Here is a 19,335-nt window from a genome sequence, read left to right as displayed (position 1 = left end):
TATCGCCGAGGCGATAGTAAGTACTGGCCTTTCGGCAATCTCGCACCGTTGTCGTATGTCCCGCCATTGTTGGCAAATGGACGAGCCACGATGCGAAAGGCCGGCATGACGACACCAATCGAACGCGATGATCGCAAGACCGCTGGCGTAGTCGCCGCCCGCGCTACACCGCGGAGCAATTCGCAACGGATCGAAACTTTTACCCAAGCTCGCGAAGTCTTGCGCGACAAGGCGATGGTCCAGGCGGGCGGAGGTGCCGAGTATTTCGATACCAGCGACCCTGCCAGCACGCCGGTCTTCTTCCTCGACGGCGCAGACCACAAGAAGAAACGCGCCGATATCGCCCGATACTTCACGCCGAAGGCCATCGAGACCCGCTACAGCCACATCATGCGGCGAGTGACCGATGAACAGATCACCGAATTACGCCGCACCGGCACCGGTCAGATCGACGTGATGAGCTTTGATCTCGCAGTGGCCGTGGCCGCCGATATTGTCGGCCTGACTGTGACCGACCGCAAGAAGATGGCGAAACGGCTCGCGATGTCATTGTCAGCCGCCTTCTACCACAAGTTCGATCTTTTGAGCCGGTTGAGCGTCAAAGCACGCAAGTTTTTCAACCAGATCGATTTCTACTTCAACGACGTTCGACCAACTATCCGTGCCCGGCGAGAGAAGCCCGAAGACGATATCATTTCGCATTTGATCGCATTGGGCCTGTCCGACCGTGCGATCATGATGGAATGCATGACCTATGCTGCGGCGGGCATGGTGACGACGCGTGAATTCATCGTCATCGCTGCATGGCACATGTTCGAAAGCGATGAATTACGGGCACGGTTCCTCGCTTCGTCAGAACGCGAACAGGAGGCAATCCTGCTCGAAATCCTCCGGCTCGAACCTATCGCCGCCTTCCTCTACCGCCGCGCCGGTGATGACGCGTCTCCAATCAAGGCGATCTGTTCGCACCAGGTGAACACCGATCCCGAAGCTGTGGGGGAATGCCCCTTCGCGCTCGATCCCGACCGGACAAGCAAGATCAAGGGACGGGGCGAATTTCTCAGCTTTGGCGATGGCGCACATCATTGCCCGGGTTGGCAGGTGGCGCTGCATGAAACCCGCGTATTCCTCGACGCCCTGCTCAGAGTGCCGGGCATCCGTTTACATCGCGCGCCCGATATTGGCTGGTCGGAGATGTTGCAGAGCTACGAATTGCGTAAGGCAATCGTCATGTGCGATCCGCTCGGATGATCGGCGATTCGTGAATTTCGCGCTCCATCAGGCTGATGGTGTGCAGGCAATTGAAGGAATTTTCATGCAACTCGAAGGCAAGATAGCAGTCGTCACCGGAGCTGGATCGGGCATCGGACGCTCGATCGCTCAACGCTACGCCAAGGAAGGCGCAAAGGTCGGCGTTTGGGATTTGAATGCCGATGGCGTTGCCGAAACGGTCGAGATGATCAAGGCCGATGGCGGTGAGGCGCTCGGCTCGATCGTCGACGTGTCCAGCCGCGATGCCATTGCCAAAGGGGCAGCCGAAATTCGCGAGGCCTATGGCGAGCCGCATATCCTCGTCAACAACGCGGGTATTGCACCCTTTGTGCCGTTTTTCGAGATCACCGAGGAACAGTGGGACAAGGTCCAGGATGTGAACACCAAGGGCCAGTTCTTCTGCATTCGCGAATTCCTGCCCGCCATGCTCGAAGCCGGTTGGGGCCGCGTGGTGAATATCACTTCGTCCTCTATCCAGGGCGGCAGCTTCGCGCAGGTCCATTACGTCGCATCCAAGGGCGGCGTGATGGGTATGACCAAGGCACTTGCGCTGGAATATGCGGCGAGCGGCGTGACCTTCAACATGGTGCCGCCAGGCGTGGTCGATACGCCAGCGCTGCGTGCCGCTCCGATTGACATCGAGGCCTATGCTCAGACACTGCCGATGAAGCGTATCGGTCGTCCGGAAGAGATAGCGGGTGCTTGCCTGTTTCTCGCCAGCGACGATTCAAGCTATGTCACCGGTCAGACGATCAGCACCAATGGCGGCCGCTACATGGGGTCAGCCTAGGCACGACGTCAGGCGATAGCCTCCGTGCCTGCGATGGTGGTGCGATGCATCAACCGGCCAGCTTCCTTGTCGTATGGAAACGACCGGTGGAGCAGGGCCGGATTGTGAAAGATCACCACATCGCCCTTCTTCCACTGGTGCCTGTAGGTGAAGCGATCCTGCGTAACGAAGTCGTACAGCTCATCAAGCAAGGCCCGCGCCTCGGCATCAGCCATTCCGGGGATGTCGTAGGCCGTTGAGCCGATGAGGAGCGAGGTCTCGCCGCTCGTGCGGTGCCAGACAAGTGGGTGTTCGGTTGGAGGGAAGAAGTTGTCCCACATGGCGACCTGTTCCTCGGTGACATCTCCGTAAAGCAGCTTGCCAACTGCGCGGAATGCATGGCGCACGGTCAGCCCTTCCAGTTTCTCCCGCTTGTCCTTCGGAAGCGCGTTCCAGGCAGCATCGAGCTTGGCAAAGCCCGTGTCGCCGCCACTCTTGGGCGGGCTTTCGCACTTGAGCAGCGTGGCCTTTCCCGGCGTGTCGTAGACAGTGCCGTCCATGTGCCACCAATCATTGCCGCGAACGAAATCGAGCTGTGTCTGATCGTCCTTGTCGAGCGCGACCCGGTAGACCCCTGCCTCCGTTTCCTCCGATCCTTCTTCCGCCGTCACACCAAGATCGTGTGCCGGCCCCATCGCCTTGGCCATGGCAGTAAACGTCGTATCGTCCATGCCGTTTTCGGGCAGTACCAGCACGCTGTATTTTTCCAATGCATCAAGCAGTTGCTCAGGTATGCCTTCGTCGAGCACGACGTCGGGCGCGACGAAGATATTTGCACCGATTTCGGGTGAGATGGGTTCAATTCTGAGTGACATCTTGCGGGCTGCCTTTTGTGCATTCGAATTGGCGACTGTGTGCTGTCCCCTACGCTTAGACAATACGCCGCAGCGATATCTGCGCCCTCGCCTTGTAGCTTGGCGACGCGAATGCGAAATCGGCAGGGCAAGGTAACGAAGAAGACAGCAAAATGACCGTCGAAACGAAAATCCAGTTGCGACAAGAAGCGATCAAGCCCGGGATCGGCACCCGCATTCTGAACACGAAGGACGAACTGCTTTCGGGTGAGCTTTCGGACGAGATCAATGCCCTGCTGGAGCAGCGTGCTGTCCTGGTTTTCCCGCAAGTCAATTTCACCGACGAAGAACAGCTTCGTTTCACCGACCTGCTTGGCGGCAGCGTCACGGAAATCCAGGGATCGGAAGTGTTCAAGGTCTCGCTGGACGAGGGCGTGAACGCGCGTGTCGCGGAGTATCTCAAGGGGTCACTCTACTGGCACATTGACGGAACAATGCACCAATTGCCGATACGCGCGTCCATGCTCACTGCGGTCAAGTTGTCGGATGAAGGCGGCGATACTGCTTTTGCGAACACTGCGACCTCCTACGAAGCGCTGGACGGCAAGACCAAGGCAGAGATCGATGATTTGCGCGTGGTCCACTCGCTGTGGCGCTCGCAACTTTATCACACGCCTGAACCGACTGTTGAACAGCTCGATAACTGGCAGTCGCACGGAGAGGCGGAACTGCCGCTTGTCTGCACCCACAATTCGGGCCGCAAGTCGATGGTGCTGGGTAATACAGCACATTACATCAAGGGCTTGGATCCGAAGGAAAGCCACCGGATCCTGCACTCGCTGCGCGAACACGCCACCAGCGAACCGTTCAGCTACGTGCACAAATGGACGGTGGGCGATACGATCATTTGGGATAACCGCACCTCGCTTCATCGCGCGACGCCATACGACCCTGCTTCGGGTCGCATGATGCATCGCACGATCCTGCAGGGCGTAGAAGCATGGGAGAATTGAAGATGGCAACCTCAGCAAAGATCGAACTGCGTGCCGAAGATATCAAGCCGCAGATCGGCAGCCGGGTTCTGAACACCAAGGACGAACTTCTGTCGGGCGAACTGGGAGATGCCTTGCGAGACCTGATGGAACAGCGCGGCGTGCTGGTATTTCCGCAGATCAATTTCACCGAGGAAGAACAGGTCGCCTTCACCAAAACCATGGGGAGGTTCGCACAGGAAGGCGATCGCGAAGGCGTCACCAAGATCACGCTTGATGTGAAAGAAAACCCCAGTTCGGCCGAATATCTCAAGGGCTCTCTCTACTGGCATATCGACGGGACGCGTAACGATGTCCCGATCCTTGCCTCGTTGCTGACCTGCAAAGTTCCTTCGCCCAAGGGCACGGGAAACACCGGCTTTTCCAATACCTACACAGCTTATGATGCCCTGCCTGACGAGCGAAAGGCGGAGATCGACGGGCTCACCGTCATCCATGGTCCGTGGGCATCGCTGTTCTATCACACGCCCGAACCCAGTCTTGCGCTGCTCGAAAATTATCAGCGTATCGGCGAGGCCGAGCTGCCGCTGGTGTGGGAACACAAATCGGGCCGCAAATCACTGGTACTCGGCAACACGGCGGTCGCGGTCAAAGGCAAGACGCCGATGGAAAGCGCGGCCATTCTGCATGGCCTGCGCGATTGGGCGACCGGGCCGGAGTTTACCTACAGCCACGAATGGGAGCCGGGTGACCTGGTGATTTGGGACAACACCGGAACGATGCACCGGGCCGAGGCATTCGACCCTAGCTCCGGCCGCATGATGCTGCGCACCAAGCTTGAAGGCGAGGAACCCTGGGCAAGCGCTGGCTAGTCCGGTGAGCACAGACGCACCTGTCGCTCTGGTCACCGGCGCAAGCCGCGGTGCCGGACGCGGAATTGCTCGCGCGCTCGGCTCGCATGGCTGCAAGGTCTATGTGACCGGGCGATCAATCTCCCGCTCGGAAACGAAGAATGGGACTATTCAGGCCACGGCGGACGAAGTGACCGCGGCAGGCGGGCGCGGGATTGCGGTGCAGTGCGATCACGGCGATGGCGAAGCGGTGGCAGCGCTCTTTGCGCAGATCGAACACGATGAGGGGCGGCTTGATATCCTCGTCAACAATGCCTGCGCCATCCAGGATGCGCTGACCGAGCCGGGGACATTCTGGGAGAAACCGATTTCACTCGGACGAATGATCGATGTCGGGGTCAAGAGCAGCTACGAAGCGAGCTGGCACGCCGCGCAAATCATGGTCCGGCAGGGAAGCGGGCTGATTGCCTTCACTTCTGCGCCGGGCGCGGTGCATTACTGCCTCGGGCCGGCCTATGGCGCGCATAAGGCAGGACTGGACAAGCTTGCAGCCGACATGGCGGTCGATCTTGATGGAACCGGCGTCAGCGCAGTCTCGATCTGGATGGGCGCGCTGGCGACCGAGCGACTGCTGGGCATGATCGAAGCGGATCCCGTAAAATACGGTCATCTCGCAGACGCATTGGAAACACCCGATTTCACTGGCCATGCAATCTGGGCGCTGTTCAACGATCCAGAGCTAAAGCAGCTTTCCGGTCAGGCGGTGATCGGGGCAGAAATGGCCACGCGTTACGGTTTCACCGATGCCAATGGCAAGATTCCCTCATCGGCGCGCGATACGCACAAGGTCGCGCCGCGCGAGAACTATAAAATCATAGTGCGTTAGGTCAGGCGTCGCCCCAGCGGATACCGTCCTTACCCACGCTGACGGGGCGTTGATACGATCGATCTTCCTTTCCCCAGACCGATTTGAGAAACCCGTTGACCGCTGGGCTGTGCAACCACTCGGTACCGCCGTCCATCGCCATATCGACGGTGCAGCGGCGGTGGAGGATGCGCCATTCGCCGCCCCGCTTCTCCAGCCTGTCGATGTAGCGCCCCATTGCGATAACGCAGCCATGCTCGTCCTTCGTCAGCAGGCCGCCAACCACGTAGCTTTCGCAATGGGCGGTATTACCATCGATCTCGCAAGTGTGGCTGGTGATGTTATGACTGGTCGCGGAAAAATGGGCCGCGTGCCCGGCATTGGCGCGTTCGGGATAGTCGGGTGCGGCGGTGATAATGGGGCCGTGTTCGTCGTAACCTTCGTTCCAATAGCAACTGCGCGTCAGCTCGAGATCATGCCTGTCGCGACCCCTTGCCTCGCGCATGATGCAGTCGAGAATATCCTGCCGGTCCTTCAAGTGAGCGATGGTTTGCTGCAATTCCTCGCTGGCCACTGAGCTAATTCCGCGGCCGCGGGGCTCCGGTGCCCATGTATCGTGACAGGTTCAGGTGCAGGCTCGCCACGGCGCGTTCCATGTATGGATTGACCTGAGCACCACGGAAGCCGGCGTTCTTCATGCCCTGCTGAACCGCCGCCATGTTCGCAAAATCCTGCTGCAGCACCGGCGGCCATTCGTGCGGCTTGGTATATTCCCACTCTGTTTCGGGCGCTTCGCCTTCGGGATAGAGTTCGTAGACTGCCGCCTCGAAATAGCACTTGTCCGGGTCGTTTCCAAAGGGCCGCGCATGATAGCAAAGCATGTTCTGCACCGCCTGGCCGATCTGGAAGTTGGGAAAGACCTGCCACGCAGTGCCCGCTTTTGCGGTGTGCTCGGGCGCGACGTTCGGCCAGTTCACGCCGCGCGCCGCATCTTCTTCTCGTGCGGTCTTGATCCAATGGGCCGACACCTCGGCGGCTGGCGTACCCTCGGGCAACTCATCCTTCAGGCGATTTGCCACCTCGACCAGTTTGGCCGTGGTATTGGTATTGGCATTCTCCCATGTGAAGTTCTGCATTTCCGCCGTCGTCAGGCGCGGATCTGCACCGGAGCCGACCCGCATCTTGCCCGAATCCTCTTCCATCCCCTTGGGCGCTTCGTAGCCGATATTGGTGTGCAGACCGTGGTTGCGCGCCCAGCCGCGGAACTGGCCGAAGGCGTTGAATTCGGGATGCGTGCTGGAAACGTGGTAGGTTTCTGCGAAGGCTTCCATCGCCACCTTCCAGTTGCAATCGAAGATGATCCATTTCCGCCAGCGCGGCCGCATGTTCTCCAGCTGGTATGGGTCGAGCATTTCGGGAATGACGCCCAGATACTCTCGCAATGGCTTGCAGTCAGGATCAAGGTTGATCCAGATCCAGCCGCCCCATGTATCGACGTGCACCTTGCCGAGATCGGCGCGCCCCGCGCACAGCGAGCCTTGCCAGTCTTCTTCATGCTCGATGTATGTGTTTTCGCCATCAAGCCCGAAAGTCCAGCCGTGATAGCCGCAAATGAAGTTCTTGCGCGTTCCGCGCGCATTGCGCTTGCCTTCGGGCGTATCGACCAGCCGGCGTCCACGATGCGGGCAGACATTGTGATAGGCGGATAGCTCCCCTTCACCCGATTTCACGATGATGACCGAATCTGGCCCGATATTGTAGGTGATGAAGTCGCCGACCTCGCGCAGATCCTCCAGCCGGCCTGCCTGCAGCCAGACCTTGCGAAATAGCCGGTCCTGCTCTGCCTCCGCATAATCGCGGGAAATATAAGCTTCCGGCGGAATTACTACCGGATTTTCAAGATCTTGCGTCTTGTCGATGGTTTTGCTCATTTCGATCATCGCTCGCACCTGCGGACGTGTTTGGCGGAATGCCATGCGTCGAATTGCAATGTGCTGGAAAGGTCCAACGACCTCAAGCTTGCGCGCCCAGATGATCGCCCCGGCGAAAGCATGCCCCCTGCCTCATCGTATGCTTGCTTTGGCGCAACAGCGACGCCTAGCCTCTATGGCAGAAACGGAGAAGTTTGGATGGGATTGCTTGACGGAAAGGTTGCCGTCGTAACAGGCGCCAGCCGCGGGATCGGCAAGGGCATGGCGGTCGCGCTCGCGGCGGAAGGTGCCACAGTTTACGTAACCGGTCGAACGGTCAACGAAGGCGACCACGACCTGCCCGGGACTGTTGGCCAGACCGCTGCCGAGTGCGATGCACGCGGCGGCAAGGGCATTGCCGTGGCAGTCGATCATAATGATGATGATGCTGTGGCCGCGCTGTTCGATCAGGTTCGTCGCGAACAGGGCCGTCTCGATGTGCTCGTCAACAACGCTTTCGCCATTCCAGACGACCTGACAGATGCGGGAGGCTTCTGGGAGAAACCGCTGTCGAACTGGCAGATGGTTGACGTCGGAGTGAAATCCAATTTTGTAGCCGCCTGGCACGCTGCGCAGATCATGGTACCGCAAGGGTCGGGCCTGATCGTTGCCATATCGGGTTATGTTGGCGTGACCTATACCTACGGCACTATTTTCGGGACTGCGAAAACCGCGGTGGACCGCATGGCGCGCGATATGGCCATCGAACTGAAGCCTCACAATGTCGCTTCGATGTCGCTGTGGCAGGGATTGACCTTCACCGAACGGGCAAACCGCAACCTTGCCCAGATTCCCGGCCTTTCGGGTCGGTCGGCGACCAAGCCCGAAAACGGCTGCTCTCCGGAATTTCCCGGCATGGTGATCGCCGCGATGGCAGCCGATCCGGACGTCATGCAGCGCAGCGGCGGTACTTTCATCACCGCTGAAGTCGCCAAGGATTACGACATCAGGGATATAGACGGCAGGGAAATCCCCAGCCTGCGTGAATCGCGCGGGTCGCCGATCTGGCAGCCGGTCTAGGGAGACATTCATGAGCGAACTCAGATACGACGGACGTGTTGCCGTCATAACCGGAGCAGGACGGGGCCTTGGCCGCTCCTATGCCCTCCTGCTGGCCGCGCGCGGTTGCAAGGTCGTAGTCAACGACAATGGCAGTGCGCAACGCGGGGACGAGATCGTTTCCAATCCGGCGCAGGAAGTGGTGGACGAGATCGTGGCTGGGGGCGGCGAGGCGGTACCTTGCACCGAAAGCGTGGCGACACCCGAAGGGGCAAAAGCGATCATCCAATGCGCGCTCGACAAATGGGGCCAGATCGACATCCTCGTCCACAACGCCGGCAACGTGCGCTACGGAACGATTGCCGAATTGAGCGACGAGGATTTCAACGCCGTTATCGACGTCCATCTGCGCGCCGGCTTCTACCTGGCCCGCGCCGCCATGCCGCACATGATTGAAGCCAAATATGGCCGCTTGGTCATGACATCATCGTGCAGTGGCCTCTACGGCAGCCAGACTACGGTCAACTATGGCATGTCCAAGGCTGGGCTGATGGGGCTCAACAACGTGATCGCGCTGGAAGGCGGCGAGCATGGCATCCGGTCGAATACTATCGTCCCTGCCGCAGTCACGCGCATGGCCGATGGCCTTGATACCAGCGCCTACCCGCCAATGGATCCCGAACTTGTCGCTCCGATGGTGGCCTGGCTTTGTCACGAAAGTTGTGAACTGACAGGCGAGCACCTGATTGCTGCAGCCGGACGCATGGCGCGCGCATTCACGACCGAAACCAAGGGCGTGTTCCAGCCGGAATGGTCTGTAGAGGACATCGCTGCACGGATCGACGAAATCCGCGACCCTGCCGAGCAATGGACTTTCCCACCCTACCCCAGCGGCATGGCCGACCACTTGGGAGAAAGCTTCAAGTGGGCGCATGAAGAAAGGTCCGCCAATGGATGACCAGCGCATCCAGCAGCTGATCGACCGGCAGGACATCCTTGATTGCCTGACCCGCTTCAGCCGCGGACTTGATCGCCTTGATCGCGACATCTTCCTTTCAGCTTTTCATGAAGATGCCGAAATCGCCGCAGGGCCATTCGTGGGCAGTCCTGCCGAGCTGGCTGACTGGTCATTCGCCATGCACAGCCAGATGCAGGTGCTAACCCAGCACGACCTGCTCAACCACACATGCGAAATCGTCGGCCATACCGCGCATTGTGAGACCTATTACCTCTTTGTAGCCCGCAATACGGACGAGACGGTGATGCTGGCGGGCGGACGTTATGTCGACCGGCTTGAGAAGCGTGGCGGTGCGTGGAGGATCGCAATGCGGACCAATGCCATCGAATGGTCATCCATGCCCCCTGCCCTGCCGCTACCGTTCGGTGACGTTCCGGGGATCGACGATAATGGCAGGGGGTCGCGTTCGCGCGAGGACGTATCTTACATCCGTCCGCTGGTGAACAAGCGTCCCTCCAATATTCCCTAATAGGACTTGGGCAATTCCAGCACGCGTTCTGCGATGTAATTCAGGATCATCTGCGGGCTGACAGGGGCGATGCGCGGGATCATGACCTCGCGCATGTAGCGCTCGACATGATATTCCTTGGCGTAGCCCATTCCGCCATGCGTCATCACCGCTGCCTCGCAGGCGGAAAAGCCCGCTTCGGCGGCGAGGTATTTTGCGGCATTGGCGTCTGCGCCGCAATCTCCGCCAGCATCGAAAACGCTGGCTGCCTTCATCACCATGAGGTTCGCCGCCTCCAGTTCCATCCAGCACTTGGCCAGAGGGTGCGCGATCGACTGGTTCTGGCCGATAGGTCGCCCGAAAACCACACGCTCCTTCGCATAGGTCGCCGCCTTGGTCAGCGCCGCGCGGCCAATGCCGACAGCTTCCGCGGCAAGCAGGATGCGTTCGGGGTTGAGGCCCTGAAGAATGATCTTGAAGCCATCGCCCTCGGCTCCGATCCGGTCTTCCTCTGGGATGAAGAAATCGTTGAGGAACAAGGTATTGGAGCCAACGGCCTTGCGGCCCATCTTGGGGATCAGACGCGTTTCGACCTTTTCACGGTCGAGCTTGGTGAAGAAGAGCGAGAGGCCGTGAGTTTTCTTCTCGACATCTTCCAGCGGCGTCGTGCGCGCCAGCAGCATGATCCGATCCGCAACATGGGCGTTGGTAATCCAGACCTTCTCGCCATCAACACGGTATCCCCCGTCGACCCGCGTAGCACGGGTTTTCAGCTTGGTCGTATCGAGGCCGACATTAGGCTCCGTCACCGCGAAGCACATCTTCTCCTCGCCGGACAGGATCGGCGGAATCATCCGCTGTTGCTGTTCTTCATTGCCGAAGCGCGCAACCGGTTCCAAGCTGAAAACCGGCCCGTGAATGCTGGACGCCGCCGCCATGCCGCCACCGCTTTCGGCGACCGCCTGCATCATCAAGGCGGCTTCCGTAATGCCAAGCCCCGCGCCGCCAACGCTTTCGGGCATCGCGATGCCCAGCCACCCGGCTTCGGCCATTGCGCGATGGAATTCTACCGGGAATTGCCCGTCTTCATCACGCTCGAGCCAGTAATCGCCGGAAAAACCGGCAGCAATCCGCAGCACCGCGTCGCGGATTTCCTGCTGGTCGGGAGAAAGTGCAAAGTCCATGTCGGACTGCATAGGGTTTCGCCCGGCAAAGGGGAATTGCCCGCCCGCGCGATATCGGCACAGCGAAGTTGGCTGATGCATTGGCACATGCTCGGCCATGCGATAGCGCGGCATTGCAATGACAGATGCACAACAGCACACAGGGCCGCTCGCCGGCATCCGGGTGGTCGACCTGACCGCAATGGTGTTCGGGCCATACGCCACGCAGATCATGGCCGATCTCGGCGCGGAAGTGATCAAGGTGGAGCAACCCGGCGGAGATGCGACGCGCTTTATCAACGCTGGCCCTACGGAAGATCTCGGCGGAGTGTTCACCAATGTGAACCGCGGCAAAAAAAGCGTGGAGCTGGACTTGCGCAGCGAGGCACATTGCAAGGCGCTGCGCAAATTGATCGCCGGCGCCGATGTATTCATCCATTCGATGCGCGGAAAGGCGATGGACAAGCTCGGCTTCAGCTATGATGCGGTCAAGGCGATCAAGTCCGATATCGTCTACACAAATTGCTATGGCTATTCGCGCCGCGGACCAGATGGCGACAAGCCCGCCTATGACGATACGATCCAGGCCGAATGCGGCATACCGCATGTTCAGGGCCTGATGAATGGCGAGCCCGGCTTTGCCGCAACAATCATGGCAGACAAGATCGCCGGATTGCACGCGCTCTACGCCACCCTCGCTGCCCTGTTTCACCGTGCACAGACAGGAGAAGGGCAGGAAGTCGAAGTCGGGATGTTCGAGGCGATGAGCAGCTTCATGCTGGTGGAGCACGCCAGCGGCAAATTATTCGACCCACCGCTCGGCCCGGCACACTACCATCGCGCCGTCTCGAAGAACCGTCGGCCTTACAAGACCAAGGACGGGTACATCGCGGCGCTGGTCTATAACGACAAGCACTGGAATGCTTTCATGGGGGCGCTTCGGCCCGAATGGCAAAGCGAGGAATTCGATACCCTCAAGAAGCGGGCGAAGCATATCGACCGGATCTATGGTCTGCTTGGAGAGACATTCGCAGGACGGACCACGCAGGATTGGCTCGATTTCCTCACGCCATTGCAAATACCCTGCGCGCGGGTGAAAGCGACCGATGATCTTTTCGACGATGCGCACCTCAATGCCATCGGCTTTTTCGAGGAGGTGGATAGCGATGTCGGCGTAATTCGGTATCCCGGTGTTCCGACATGGTTCTCGCAAACGCCGGGCAAGGTCGCTGGGCCGACGCCGCATTTGGGTGAGCATACGACACAAATCCTGAAAGAAGCCGAAGAGAGCTGAAACGGGACTGAGGGGAGCAGGAAATGACCGCAGCAACCGCGGGTACCGAATGGCGCAAATTCTGGACGCTGCCGATTGCGGCGGCGCTCGGCTATGCGACCAGCGTCATCCATATCTACGGCCTCAGCCCCTATGTCGTGCCAGTCAGCGAAGGGTTTGGCTGGCAGCGCTCGACCGTCACCTTTGGCATCACGATAGCCACCCTGATTTCGGGACTATTCGCCGTGCCGATCGGGATGCTGGTCGACCGGGTGGGGCCGCGTCCCATCGGGATTGCCGGGGTAGCATTGCTTTGCGCAGCCTTCGCGTTGATCGGCTTCGCCAGCACAGCGGATGAGTGGCGCTGGTATCTGCTGTGGACCGTGCTCGCCTTTGCCACCTTGCCCGTACAGGCGACAATTTGGACCGCCGCTGTAGCTACCAGATTCGAGGCGTCGCGCGGGCTCGCTTTCGCAATCACGCTATGCGGTGCATCTGTGGCGCAGGCCTTGTTTCCATGGCTCGGTACCGAACTGATTGCCGCGCATGGCTGGCAGACAGCAATGATGCTGCAGGCTGCAATCTGGGCCGCCATCGCGTTGCCTGTGATCATGCTGTTCTTCCGCGGCGCGCGCGATGTGAAGGCGCATGTGCATGAGGGCGAGGAAGTCGCCGCCGCTGCCGCGCCCGGCTATGCTGAGGGGCTTGGCTTTGTCGAAGGGCTGAAAAGCTCGATCTATGTCCGGCTGCTTATCGCCAGCGTGCTGTTCACTTTCGTGGCGTTGGCGCTGGTAGTGAACTTCATCGCCATCCAGACAGATAGCGGGATGGAAGCGACACAGGCTGGCGCGCTGGCATTCTGGATCGGAATCTTTGCGATATTCGGTCGCCTTGGCACCGGCTTCCTGCTCGACAGGCTGCCTGCCAACTATGTCGGCGCGGCAATCTTCTGCTTGCCGATCATGGCGTGCTTCAGCTTTCTCTACCTCGGCACTGACGCGGCCTTCCTGTCTGCCGCACTGATCGGGCTTACCGTGGGCGCGGAGGTGGACGTGATCGTCTATCTCGCCACGCGCCATTTCGGGCTGAAAGCCTTTGGCGCGCTTTATGGCGGGCTGCTGGTGGCGCTATCGATCGGCACTGCAACCGGTCCACTGTTTGCCGCCAACACATTCGATCGAACCGGAAATTACGACCAGTTCTTCTGGATTTCGATCGGCTGCATGGCGGTGAGCGTGCTGTGCCTTGGCTCGCTGCCAAGGCCTGCCTTTGGGAACGAAAAGAGCTAGCTCGCTGCTCCCCACAGCGCGTCTGCCGCGCGCGCCGCATTGGCCTTGCGCCCGCCAAGTTCGCCTACCAGCGCTTTAAGGCGATAGGTCCACATGTGGAGCGGGTGCTCCAGCGTCATGCCCATTGCGCCAAGAAACTGGTGAAAGTCATAGCTGCAACTGCGCGCTGCTTCCTGCGCATAGCTCGCGGCCATGGCCGCATCGGCAGGGTCGAGCGTGGCCGCTGCCTTCATCGACAACCAGTAGGTGCCGTTGGTTAGAACCTGCGCCTCTGCCAGCCGGTGCCGCAAGGCCTGGAATGTCGCCAGCTTGCGCCCGAACTGCTCGCGTTCGCTGACATGGCTGACTGTCGAGGCGAGCGCCGCCGCGAGCAGCCCCGCAGTTTCTGCCGCAATCGCCGCCTGCCAGCGCGTGCGCGCCTCGATCGGGGCAATATCGCAAACCTGCCGCTCGTCAGGGATTTCGAGCAAGCTTGCCACCGGATAGCCAAGAAGCGCGTCGGGCTCAGCGCGCAGCTGGTCCTGCGACGCGGTGAACACCGATACGCGCGAGTCCTCAACCACCAACACAGTGGCACCGGGGACGAGGTAACGCAGCATTCGCGGCGTGCGCGCTCTGTCGACGATACAGATCGGGCCTTCAACTTCTCCGAGTAAGGGCCGGAAAAAAGCGCTTGCCGCTGCTTCGGTGGCATAGGGCAGGCGCGCTAGTCGCTCGACAATAACCGCCGCGCTGACCGTTCCGAGATCAGGATCAGCTGCCACGTCGAGAAATCCTGCTTCGGCGATCTCGGCATCGAGCTTCTCGCTAATCGCTGTCAACGGAGCATCGTGCAGCGGCGCATCCTGATACGGGCGGCAAAGCCCGTCGAGCGCATCGAGAATGGCACGTTGGTCTTCGTTAAGCGAAAGATCCATCAACGCGCCTCGCTCATTGTCTGGGTTCCCGCGGCAATTCCAGCACGTCGCTGGCGATGATATTGAGCTGGATTTCTGCCGATCCCGCCGCAATACCGGCCACGATAGCGCGCTGGTGGTGCATCTTCAGATAGGGGTGCGCATCGGCCAGTGCTTCAGGTAAATGCTCGGCGACAAACTCTGCTACCCGCCGTTCGCACATGACCGTGGCGAACCGTGCCGAACTGCTTTCCTGCCCGATCACTTCTCCAGCCGTGCGCCGACTGACGATGGCATAGCTGGCGAGCCGAGCCGCTTCGCACAATGCCGCGGCCTCTGCTGCCTCGATCCGTACGGCGTCGCGCCCGAACTCGCCCTGGTCCTTCAGGATCATCACCGCCCGGTCGAGGGCTGCGCGTGCCAGTGAATAGCGCGGAATGCCGAGCCGCTCGTTACGCAACGAATATGCGACGATCTCCCAGGCCTGCCCCTCCTCGCCCAGCCGTGCGCTGGCGGGAATGCGCATGTCGTCGAAGAAGACCTCGTGAATATCACCTTCACCTATGATCGAAGGGATCTGGCGCACTGTGATGCCGGGCGTATCCATTGGCACGAGGAATATGGAGATGCCCCGCTTGCGGTCTTCGCTGGTGCGCGCGAGCAGGAAACAGGTGTCGGCAAGTCCGGCATAGCTGGTCCAGATCTTTTGGCCATTTACCACATAGTCTTCGCCGTCGCGCTCTGCCTTGGTGCGCAAAGAGGCGAGGTCGGAGCCGGAACCCGGTTCGGAGAACCCTTGGCACCACAGGGCCCGCCCCTCTGCGATCGGTGGCAAATAGCGTTCCTGCTGCTGCGGACTGCCATATTTGATCAGCGTGGGGCCGATCCAATTGACGTTCATATATTGCCCGCCGCGCGGTTCGCCCGCGATCCACATTTCCTCGGCAAGGATCGTCTGGTGCCACGGGTCGAGACCCTGTCCGCCGATGTCGGTGGGCCAATGCGGTGTCAGGAGATTGTCTTCGGCCAGCTTTCCGCAAAACGTCGCGGCATATTCAGTCAGCGCAGGCGAGGCGGGCCCATGCTGCGAAAATCGCTCCCAATCTTCGGGCAGGGTCTGTGCAAGAAAGCTCCGCAAGCGTTCGCGAAAAGCTTCCTCCTCTGGGGTCCACGTGAAGTCCATTGCCGAATATGCCCGATGATTTGCAGCATCCAGCATAGCCGAGCGAAGGCGCGAATAAAGTCTCTGTACACGGACAACGCCGGACCGATATCGGGCGTTGGCGGGTTTGCCTTGCATTGAAGCACCACTTTTGACCGCTAAAGTGTTTTGCAATCTGCAATTGGGAGTTCACCGGAAATGTCGGATACCACTGTCGGATTTATCGGCCTCGGCCAGATGGGAATGCCGATCGCGCGCCGGCTGGCAATGCAAGGCTTCAAGGTAACCGGCTGCGATATCTATCCTCCCACTCTCGAGACATTCGACGAGGAAGGTGCCGAGCGCGAGCCTGATCCGGTCGAGGCAGCGCGCGGCAAGGATATCGTGGGCATTTGCGTGCGCACCGATGAACAATTGCGCGACCTTACTGCCGATGGAACGATCTTCGCCGCGCAGGGAGAAGGCGGGATTTTCATCATCACTTCCACCGTCACGCCCGAACTGGCGGTAACGCTTGCTGACGAAGCGGCTTCTCACGGCGTCAGCGTGATCGATGTGGGCGTATCGGGTGGGCTTCACTATGCGCTGGAAGGCAAGCTATCGCTGTTTGTCGGCGGGGACGATGACGTTGTTGCGAGCGCGCAACCCTGGCTCGATGCTCTCGGAACGACATCGCATCTTGGTCCGGTGGGGCGCGGCTTGACCGGCAAATTGCTCAATAACCTCGCCTGTATTGCCAATTATGGGTTGTCGGCCTCCATCCTCGACCTTGGCGTGCAACTCGATTTCGACCGGGAGCAATTGCGCGAGGCACTACAACGCGGGTCGGCGCAAAGTTTCGCGTTGCAAGTGGTGCCGAGCATGATGGGCCTGCGCGAAGGTCAGACACCCGAAAGCGTGCGCGACCTGCGCGATTTGCTCGAAAAGGACGTGCGCCTCTCGGCCAAGCTTGCCGACCCCGGCGATGTCGCCATGACTGCGCTTCAGGATGCCTGCGAGGTGCTGCTTGCCCGGATGGACCGCGCGGCACAGGAACTGACCGAGCGGTAATTCCTAGTTCGAAAGGTCGTCAAAGTCCGGACATGCGCGCTCGGCCTTGCGCAGCATGGCGGGCCAGAACGCCCTCACCGAGAAGCGATCCGGGTGCGTCCAGTCGAGCGCATTTCCGACTGACGCTGCGGCAGCAGGATCGGGCATCTGCAATTCGCGTCCGCCCGCAAGCGCGCGCATTTGCGTGATGCAACTCCATTCGAGCGTGTAGAGGCGATAGAAGGCGTCGGCGATGGTTGCGCCCATCGCCAGCGTACCGTGGTTGCGCAGGATCAGCAGGTTCTTGTCGCCTATATCCCGCGCAAGGCTTTCGCGCTCCTGCACGCGGTCCGCGATGCCTTCGAAGGAGTGATAGGCGACATCGGGCAGAACCAGCATTGAAGTCTGGCTCAGTGGCAACAGACCGTCCTTCAGGGCAGAGACGGCCACCCCGTCGTGCGTGTGCAAATGCATAATCGATGCGGCATCAGCGCGCGCTTCGTAAAGTCCGGCGTGGATGTTGAATCCTGCAGCATTGAGAGGCCCTTCAACAGGTGAAATAACCGTGCCATCCATTGCCACGCGCAAGAGGTTTCCGGCGGTCACTTCGGCGAACATCAGTCCAAAAGGCACGATCAGGAACGAGCCATCTTGGAGGCGGGCCGACAGGTGCGTGGCAACGTGATCGTCCCAGCCGAGCAGCGCGACAAGGCGATAGGCGGCTGCCAGTTCGCGTCGCAATCCTCTTTCGATCTGGTCCATCGCGTTTGTCCCCGATTGTTGAAGTGAGGTCAGCGACCCCGCTGGTAGACAGAAACCGCATCAAAGGTATCGGCAGAATCCATCGCGAAAAAGCTCGCCATGTGAAGCGTCGTGCCATCGGAAAGCGTCACTTCGACCTGCACGGCCGCATCGGTATCGGTGGCCACGATATTCACGGGCCTGGGCTGTGGGCCGCCCTGCGCAAAGACATGGGTGTACATATCGCGCAAGTTATCCTTGCCGACCACGACCCGTCCGTCGGGAAGGTTGAAGGTGGCGTTGTCCGAAAACAGGGCCAGCACGCCTTCGAGGTCCTTGGCGTTGATATTGCGATAATAGGTACGGGCAAGGTGTTCGGCGCTCATTCGCTCTTCTCCTAGAAATTACCAATGCGGCCGCTGCATCATGGCTTGCCGGCGAGCGCGCAAGATATCATCCCTCTCTTCCGGAGTGACGCGGGCAACATCTTCCGGAAGATGTTCGGCGATGGCGTCGAACGCCACCTTTGTGATTGAGGGGATCGGCGTATCGCTACAGTGCGTCCACCGCCCTTGGATCATCCCGGTGGGATAGCCGGCCGTATCGAGCCAGTTGCGCACACCGGGATCGCGCGCACTCACGACGACGCGCCAGCGACCGTCGCTGTCTGGCGCGGACTGGTGACCATTCAGGCTGGAATGATTGTTGTACCAATCTGTCGTCTCGTAGATCTCATTGGTCAGGATCAGCGAGCGATAGGGGCAGATTTCGGGGATATCGGTCTCTATTATCAGCGCCTCATCATCACCCAGCTCGTAGACCGTCTCGTAATAGAACTGGCCTTCGAGCCCGCCCGCAGAAGTGATGTCGAAACTCTTGAAGCGATGGACGAAACCTTCGCTCCGTAGTTCCTCCACGTGGTCAACGAACATAGGTCCGAGAATGCCCATCGCGTGCGGCATGGCGCGTAGGCGCTGTTCCAGCACTTCGGCGGAAACGCGTGAGCGACGCATCGGAATATCGAGGCGCTCGAGGGCGAGTGTTGGCGAAACTTCATTCGCCCAGTCGTAGCTTACCAGACGCAACAGCAACCGGTTGGCTGCGGGGCGCAGTTCCCACCATTCGCCGCTCCAGTCGGCAGGGCGGTCCGGGCTGATCATGACTTCGAAGCGGTCGTTCTCATCAACCGAGAGCGCATTTATATCGAGATGCGCGCGGCCGCTGCCGGTTTCCGCATTGCGCGGAACGACCTGTCCGATCACCGCTTGGTTCAGAGAGCCTCGAGTTCCAGTGAGGCGGTAAATTCCATCGGAGGAAATTCGTGCCGCGCGATAGATCGTATCGGCATTGGGCTGGCCGACACCAAGCACTTGCCCGATTGTCGGGAGAAAGACCGGGAAATCAGGATCGCCGCCCAGCGTATCGAGCGTGACCGAACCGAGCGCAGACAGCGCAAGCCGTGCCACTTCCTGACGGACCTGCGGATCATGGCGCTGCTCTTCGGGAAGGCGGGCGAGCATTTGCTGCGGCAGATCGCGCAATCCATCAATCATCGTGTCCCAGCCTTCAACGACGGGAATCGCTTCGGAAGACATTTCGTCCACTTCGCTCATCGCTTCCGGTACTCCTTGATTGTCCTGTGCTAAAACGCCCGCGTGCATCGTCAGGCCAGACGCCGCCAGCGCCAACTGCAATATCGCCCTGCGCAGCACGTGTACCTTCTCCCCGAAGTGCTTGCTTGATC

The 19,335-nt window shown here is 60.0% G+C and carries 20 protein-coding genes; 11 read left to right on the top strand and 9 right to left on the bottom strand.

Annotated elements, in window-relative coordinates:
• The first annotated feature begins 105 nt into the window (after positions 1 to 105).
• Entirely contained in the window at positions 106 to 1,251 is a 1,146-nt protein-coding gene (locus AAC850_RS12160; RefSeq protein ID WP_340589032.1) for a cytochrome P450, read from the top strand.
• A 64-nt stretch (positions 1,252 to 1,315) separates the two neighbouring features.
• The gene (locus AAC850_RS12155) at positions 1,316 to 2,062 is read left to right on the top strand and encodes an SDR family NAD(P)-dependent oxidoreductase (RefSeq protein WP_340589031.1); all 747 of its coding nucleotides are present in this window, start codon (positions 1,316 to 1,318) and stop codon (positions 2,060 to 2,062) included.
• Between the two features lie 8 nt (positions 2,063 to 2,070).
• Here the strand turns inward: AAC850_RS12155 and AAC850_RS12150 are convergent, their stop codons facing one another.
• A complete protein-coding gene (locus tag AAC850_RS12150) occupies positions 2,071 to 2,916 on the bottom strand; it encodes a TauD/TfdA dioxygenase family protein (RefSeq protein WP_340589030.1) in 846 nt (281 codons plus the stop codon).
• 152 nt (positions 2,917 to 3,068) lie between these two features.
• Here AAC850_RS12150 and AAC850_RS12145 point away from each other — a divergent pair, with 152 nt between their 5' ends.
• Genes AAC850_RS12145 through AAC850_RS12135 form a run of 3 tightly spaced genes read left to right on the top strand, consistent with a single transcriptional unit; the run spans position 3,069 to position 5,624 of the window.
• Positions 3,069 to 3,908, top strand: coding sequence for a TauD/TfdA dioxygenase family protein (locus tag AAC850_RS12145; RefSeq protein ID WP_340589029.1), 840 nt, complete (start codon positions 3,069 to 3,071; stop codon positions 3,906 to 3,908).
• 2 nt (positions 3,909 to 3,910) lie between these two features.
• Entirely contained in the window at positions 3,911 to 4,759 is an 849-nt protein-coding gene (locus AAC850_RS12140) for a TauD/TfdA dioxygenase family protein (protein ID WP_340589028.1), read from the top strand.
• Between the two features lie 4 nt (positions 4,760 to 4,763).
• Positions 4,764 to 5,624: an SDR family NAD(P)-dependent oxidoreductase gene (locus tag AAC850_RS12135; protein WP_340589027.1), complete on the top strand. Its 861-nt coding sequence runs from the start codon at positions 4,764 to 4,766 to the stop codon at positions 5,622 to 5,624.
• Between the two features lies 1 nt (position 5,625).
• Here AAC850_RS12135 and AAC850_RS12130 read toward each other — a convergent pair whose 3' ends face one another.
• Positions 5,626 to 6,177 carry a nuclear transport factor 2 family protein gene (locus tag AAC850_RS12130; RefSeq protein ID WP_340589025.1) on the bottom strand — a complete coding sequence of 184 codons (552 nt, stop codon included), beginning with the start codon at positions 6,175 to 6,177 and terminating at the stop codon, positions 5,626 to 5,628.
• 4 nt (positions 6,178 to 6,181) lie between these two features.
• Positions 6,182 to 7,543: an aromatic ring-hydroxylating oxygenase subunit alpha gene (locus AAC850_RS12125; protein WP_340589140.1), complete on the bottom strand. Its 1,362-nt coding sequence runs from the start codon at positions 7,541 to 7,543 to the stop codon at positions 6,182 to 6,184.
• 189 nt (positions 7,544 to 7,732) lie between these two features.
• Between AAC850_RS12125 and AAC850_RS12120 the strand changes: the two genes are divergently transcribed.
• The 3 genes from AAC850_RS12120 to AAC850_RS12110 are packed head-to-tail and all read left to right on the top strand — an operon-like array spanning position 7,733 to position 10,059.
• On the top strand, positions 7,733 to 8,593 hold the full coding sequence (locus tag AAC850_RS12120) for an SDR family NAD(P)-dependent oxidoreductase (protein WP_340589024.1): 861 nt from the start codon (positions 7,733 to 7,735) through the stop codon (positions 8,591 to 8,593).
• A 10-nt stretch (positions 8,594 to 8,603) separates the two neighbouring features.
• Positions 8,604 to 9,530 (top strand): SDR family NAD(P)-dependent oxidoreductase, encoded by a 927-nt coding sequence (locus AAC850_RS12115; RefSeq protein WP_340589023.1) that lies wholly within the window; start codon positions 8,604 to 8,606, stop codon positions 9,528 to 9,530.
• Positions 9,505 to 10,059 (top strand): nuclear transport factor 2 family protein, encoded by a 555-nt coding sequence (locus tag AAC850_RS12110; protein ID WP_340589022.1) that lies wholly within the window; start codon positions 9,505 to 9,507, stop codon positions 10,057 to 10,059. The genes AAC850_RS12115 and AAC850_RS12110 overlap by 26 nt, the downstream gene beginning before the upstream one ends.
• Here AAC850_RS12110 and AAC850_RS12105 read toward each other — a convergent pair.
• Positions 10,056 to 11,303 (bottom strand): acyl-CoA dehydrogenase family protein, encoded by a 1,248-nt coding sequence (locus AAC850_RS12105; RefSeq protein WP_340589021.1) that lies wholly within the window; start codon positions 11,301 to 11,303, stop codon positions 10,056 to 10,058. The two genes, AAC850_RS12110 and AAC850_RS12105, sit on opposite strands and share 4 nt — an antisense overlap.
• Before the next feature lie 37 nt (positions 11,304 to 11,340).
• Here AAC850_RS12105 and AAC850_RS12100 point away from each other — a divergent pair, with 37 nt between their 5' ends.
• Together AAC850_RS12100 and AAC850_RS12095 are read left to right on the top strand one after the other, a co-directional pair.
• Positions 11,341 to 12,495: a CaiB/BaiF CoA transferase family protein gene (locus tag AAC850_RS12100; RefSeq protein WP_340589020.1), complete on the top strand. Its 1,155-nt coding sequence runs from the start codon at positions 11,341 to 11,343 to the stop codon at positions 12,493 to 12,495.
• A gap of 23 nt (positions 12,496 to 12,518) precedes the next feature.
• Positions 12,519 to 13,763 (top strand): MFS transporter, encoded by a 1,245-nt coding sequence (locus AAC850_RS12095; protein WP_340589019.1) that lies wholly within the window; start codon positions 12,519 to 12,521, stop codon positions 13,761 to 13,763.
• Here AAC850_RS12095 and AAC850_RS12090 read toward each other — a convergent pair.
• Positions 13,760 to 14,680, bottom strand: a complete 921-nt coding sequence (locus AAC850_RS12090) for an acyl-CoA dehydrogenase family protein (RefSeq protein ID WP_340589018.1) — start codon at positions 14,678 to 14,680, stop codon at positions 13,760 to 13,762. The two genes, AAC850_RS12095 and AAC850_RS12090, sit on opposite strands and share 4 nt — an antisense overlap.
• Before the next feature lie 13 nt (positions 14,681 to 14,693).
• Entirely contained in the window at positions 14,694 to 15,842 is a 1,149-nt protein-coding gene (locus AAC850_RS12085) for an acyl-CoA dehydrogenase family protein (protein ID WP_340589016.1), read from the bottom strand.
• A gap of 177 nt (positions 15,843 to 16,019) precedes the next feature.
• Here AAC850_RS12085 and AAC850_RS12080 point away from each other — a divergent pair, with 177 nt between their 5' ends.
• On the top strand, positions 16,020 to 16,871 hold the full coding sequence (locus AAC850_RS12080; protein WP_340589015.1) for an NAD(P)-dependent oxidoreductase: 852 nt from the start codon (positions 16,020 to 16,022) through the stop codon (positions 16,869 to 16,871).
• Positions 16,872 to 16,874: 3 nt separating this feature from the next.
• Here AAC850_RS12080 and AAC850_RS12075 read toward each other — a convergent pair whose 3' ends face one another.
• From AAC850_RS12075 to AAC850_RS12065, 3 genes are read right to left on the bottom strand one after another with little or no spacing between them, the layout of a single operon-like run.
• Positions 16,875 to 17,645, bottom strand: a complete 771-nt coding sequence (locus tag AAC850_RS12075) for a class II aldolase/adducin family protein (protein ID WP_340589138.1) — start codon at positions 17,643 to 17,645, stop codon at positions 16,875 to 16,877.
• A complete protein-coding gene (locus AAC850_RS12070; RefSeq protein WP_340589014.1) occupies positions 17,642 to 17,977 on the bottom strand; it encodes a nuclear transport factor 2 family protein in 336 nt (111 codons plus the stop codon). The genes AAC850_RS12075 and AAC850_RS12070 overlap by 4 nt, the downstream gene beginning before the upstream one ends.
• Positions 17,978 to 17,995: 18 nt before the next feature.
• Positions 17,996 to 19,204: a hypothetical protein gene (locus AAC850_RS12065; protein WP_340589013.1), complete on the bottom strand. Its 1,209-nt coding sequence runs from the start codon at positions 19,202 to 19,204 to the stop codon at positions 17,996 to 17,998.
• Positions 19,205 to 19,335 lie beyond the last annotated feature (131 nt).

The organism is Erythrobacter alti (assembly GCF_037996805.1).
Classification (GTDB): Bacteria; Pseudomonadota; Alphaproteobacteria; order Sphingomonadales; family Sphingomonadaceae; genus Alteraurantiacibacter; species Alteraurantiacibacter alti.
Note: the sequence above shows the minus strand (reverse complement) of the source record. Positions and strands in the feature narration are given on the sequence as shown.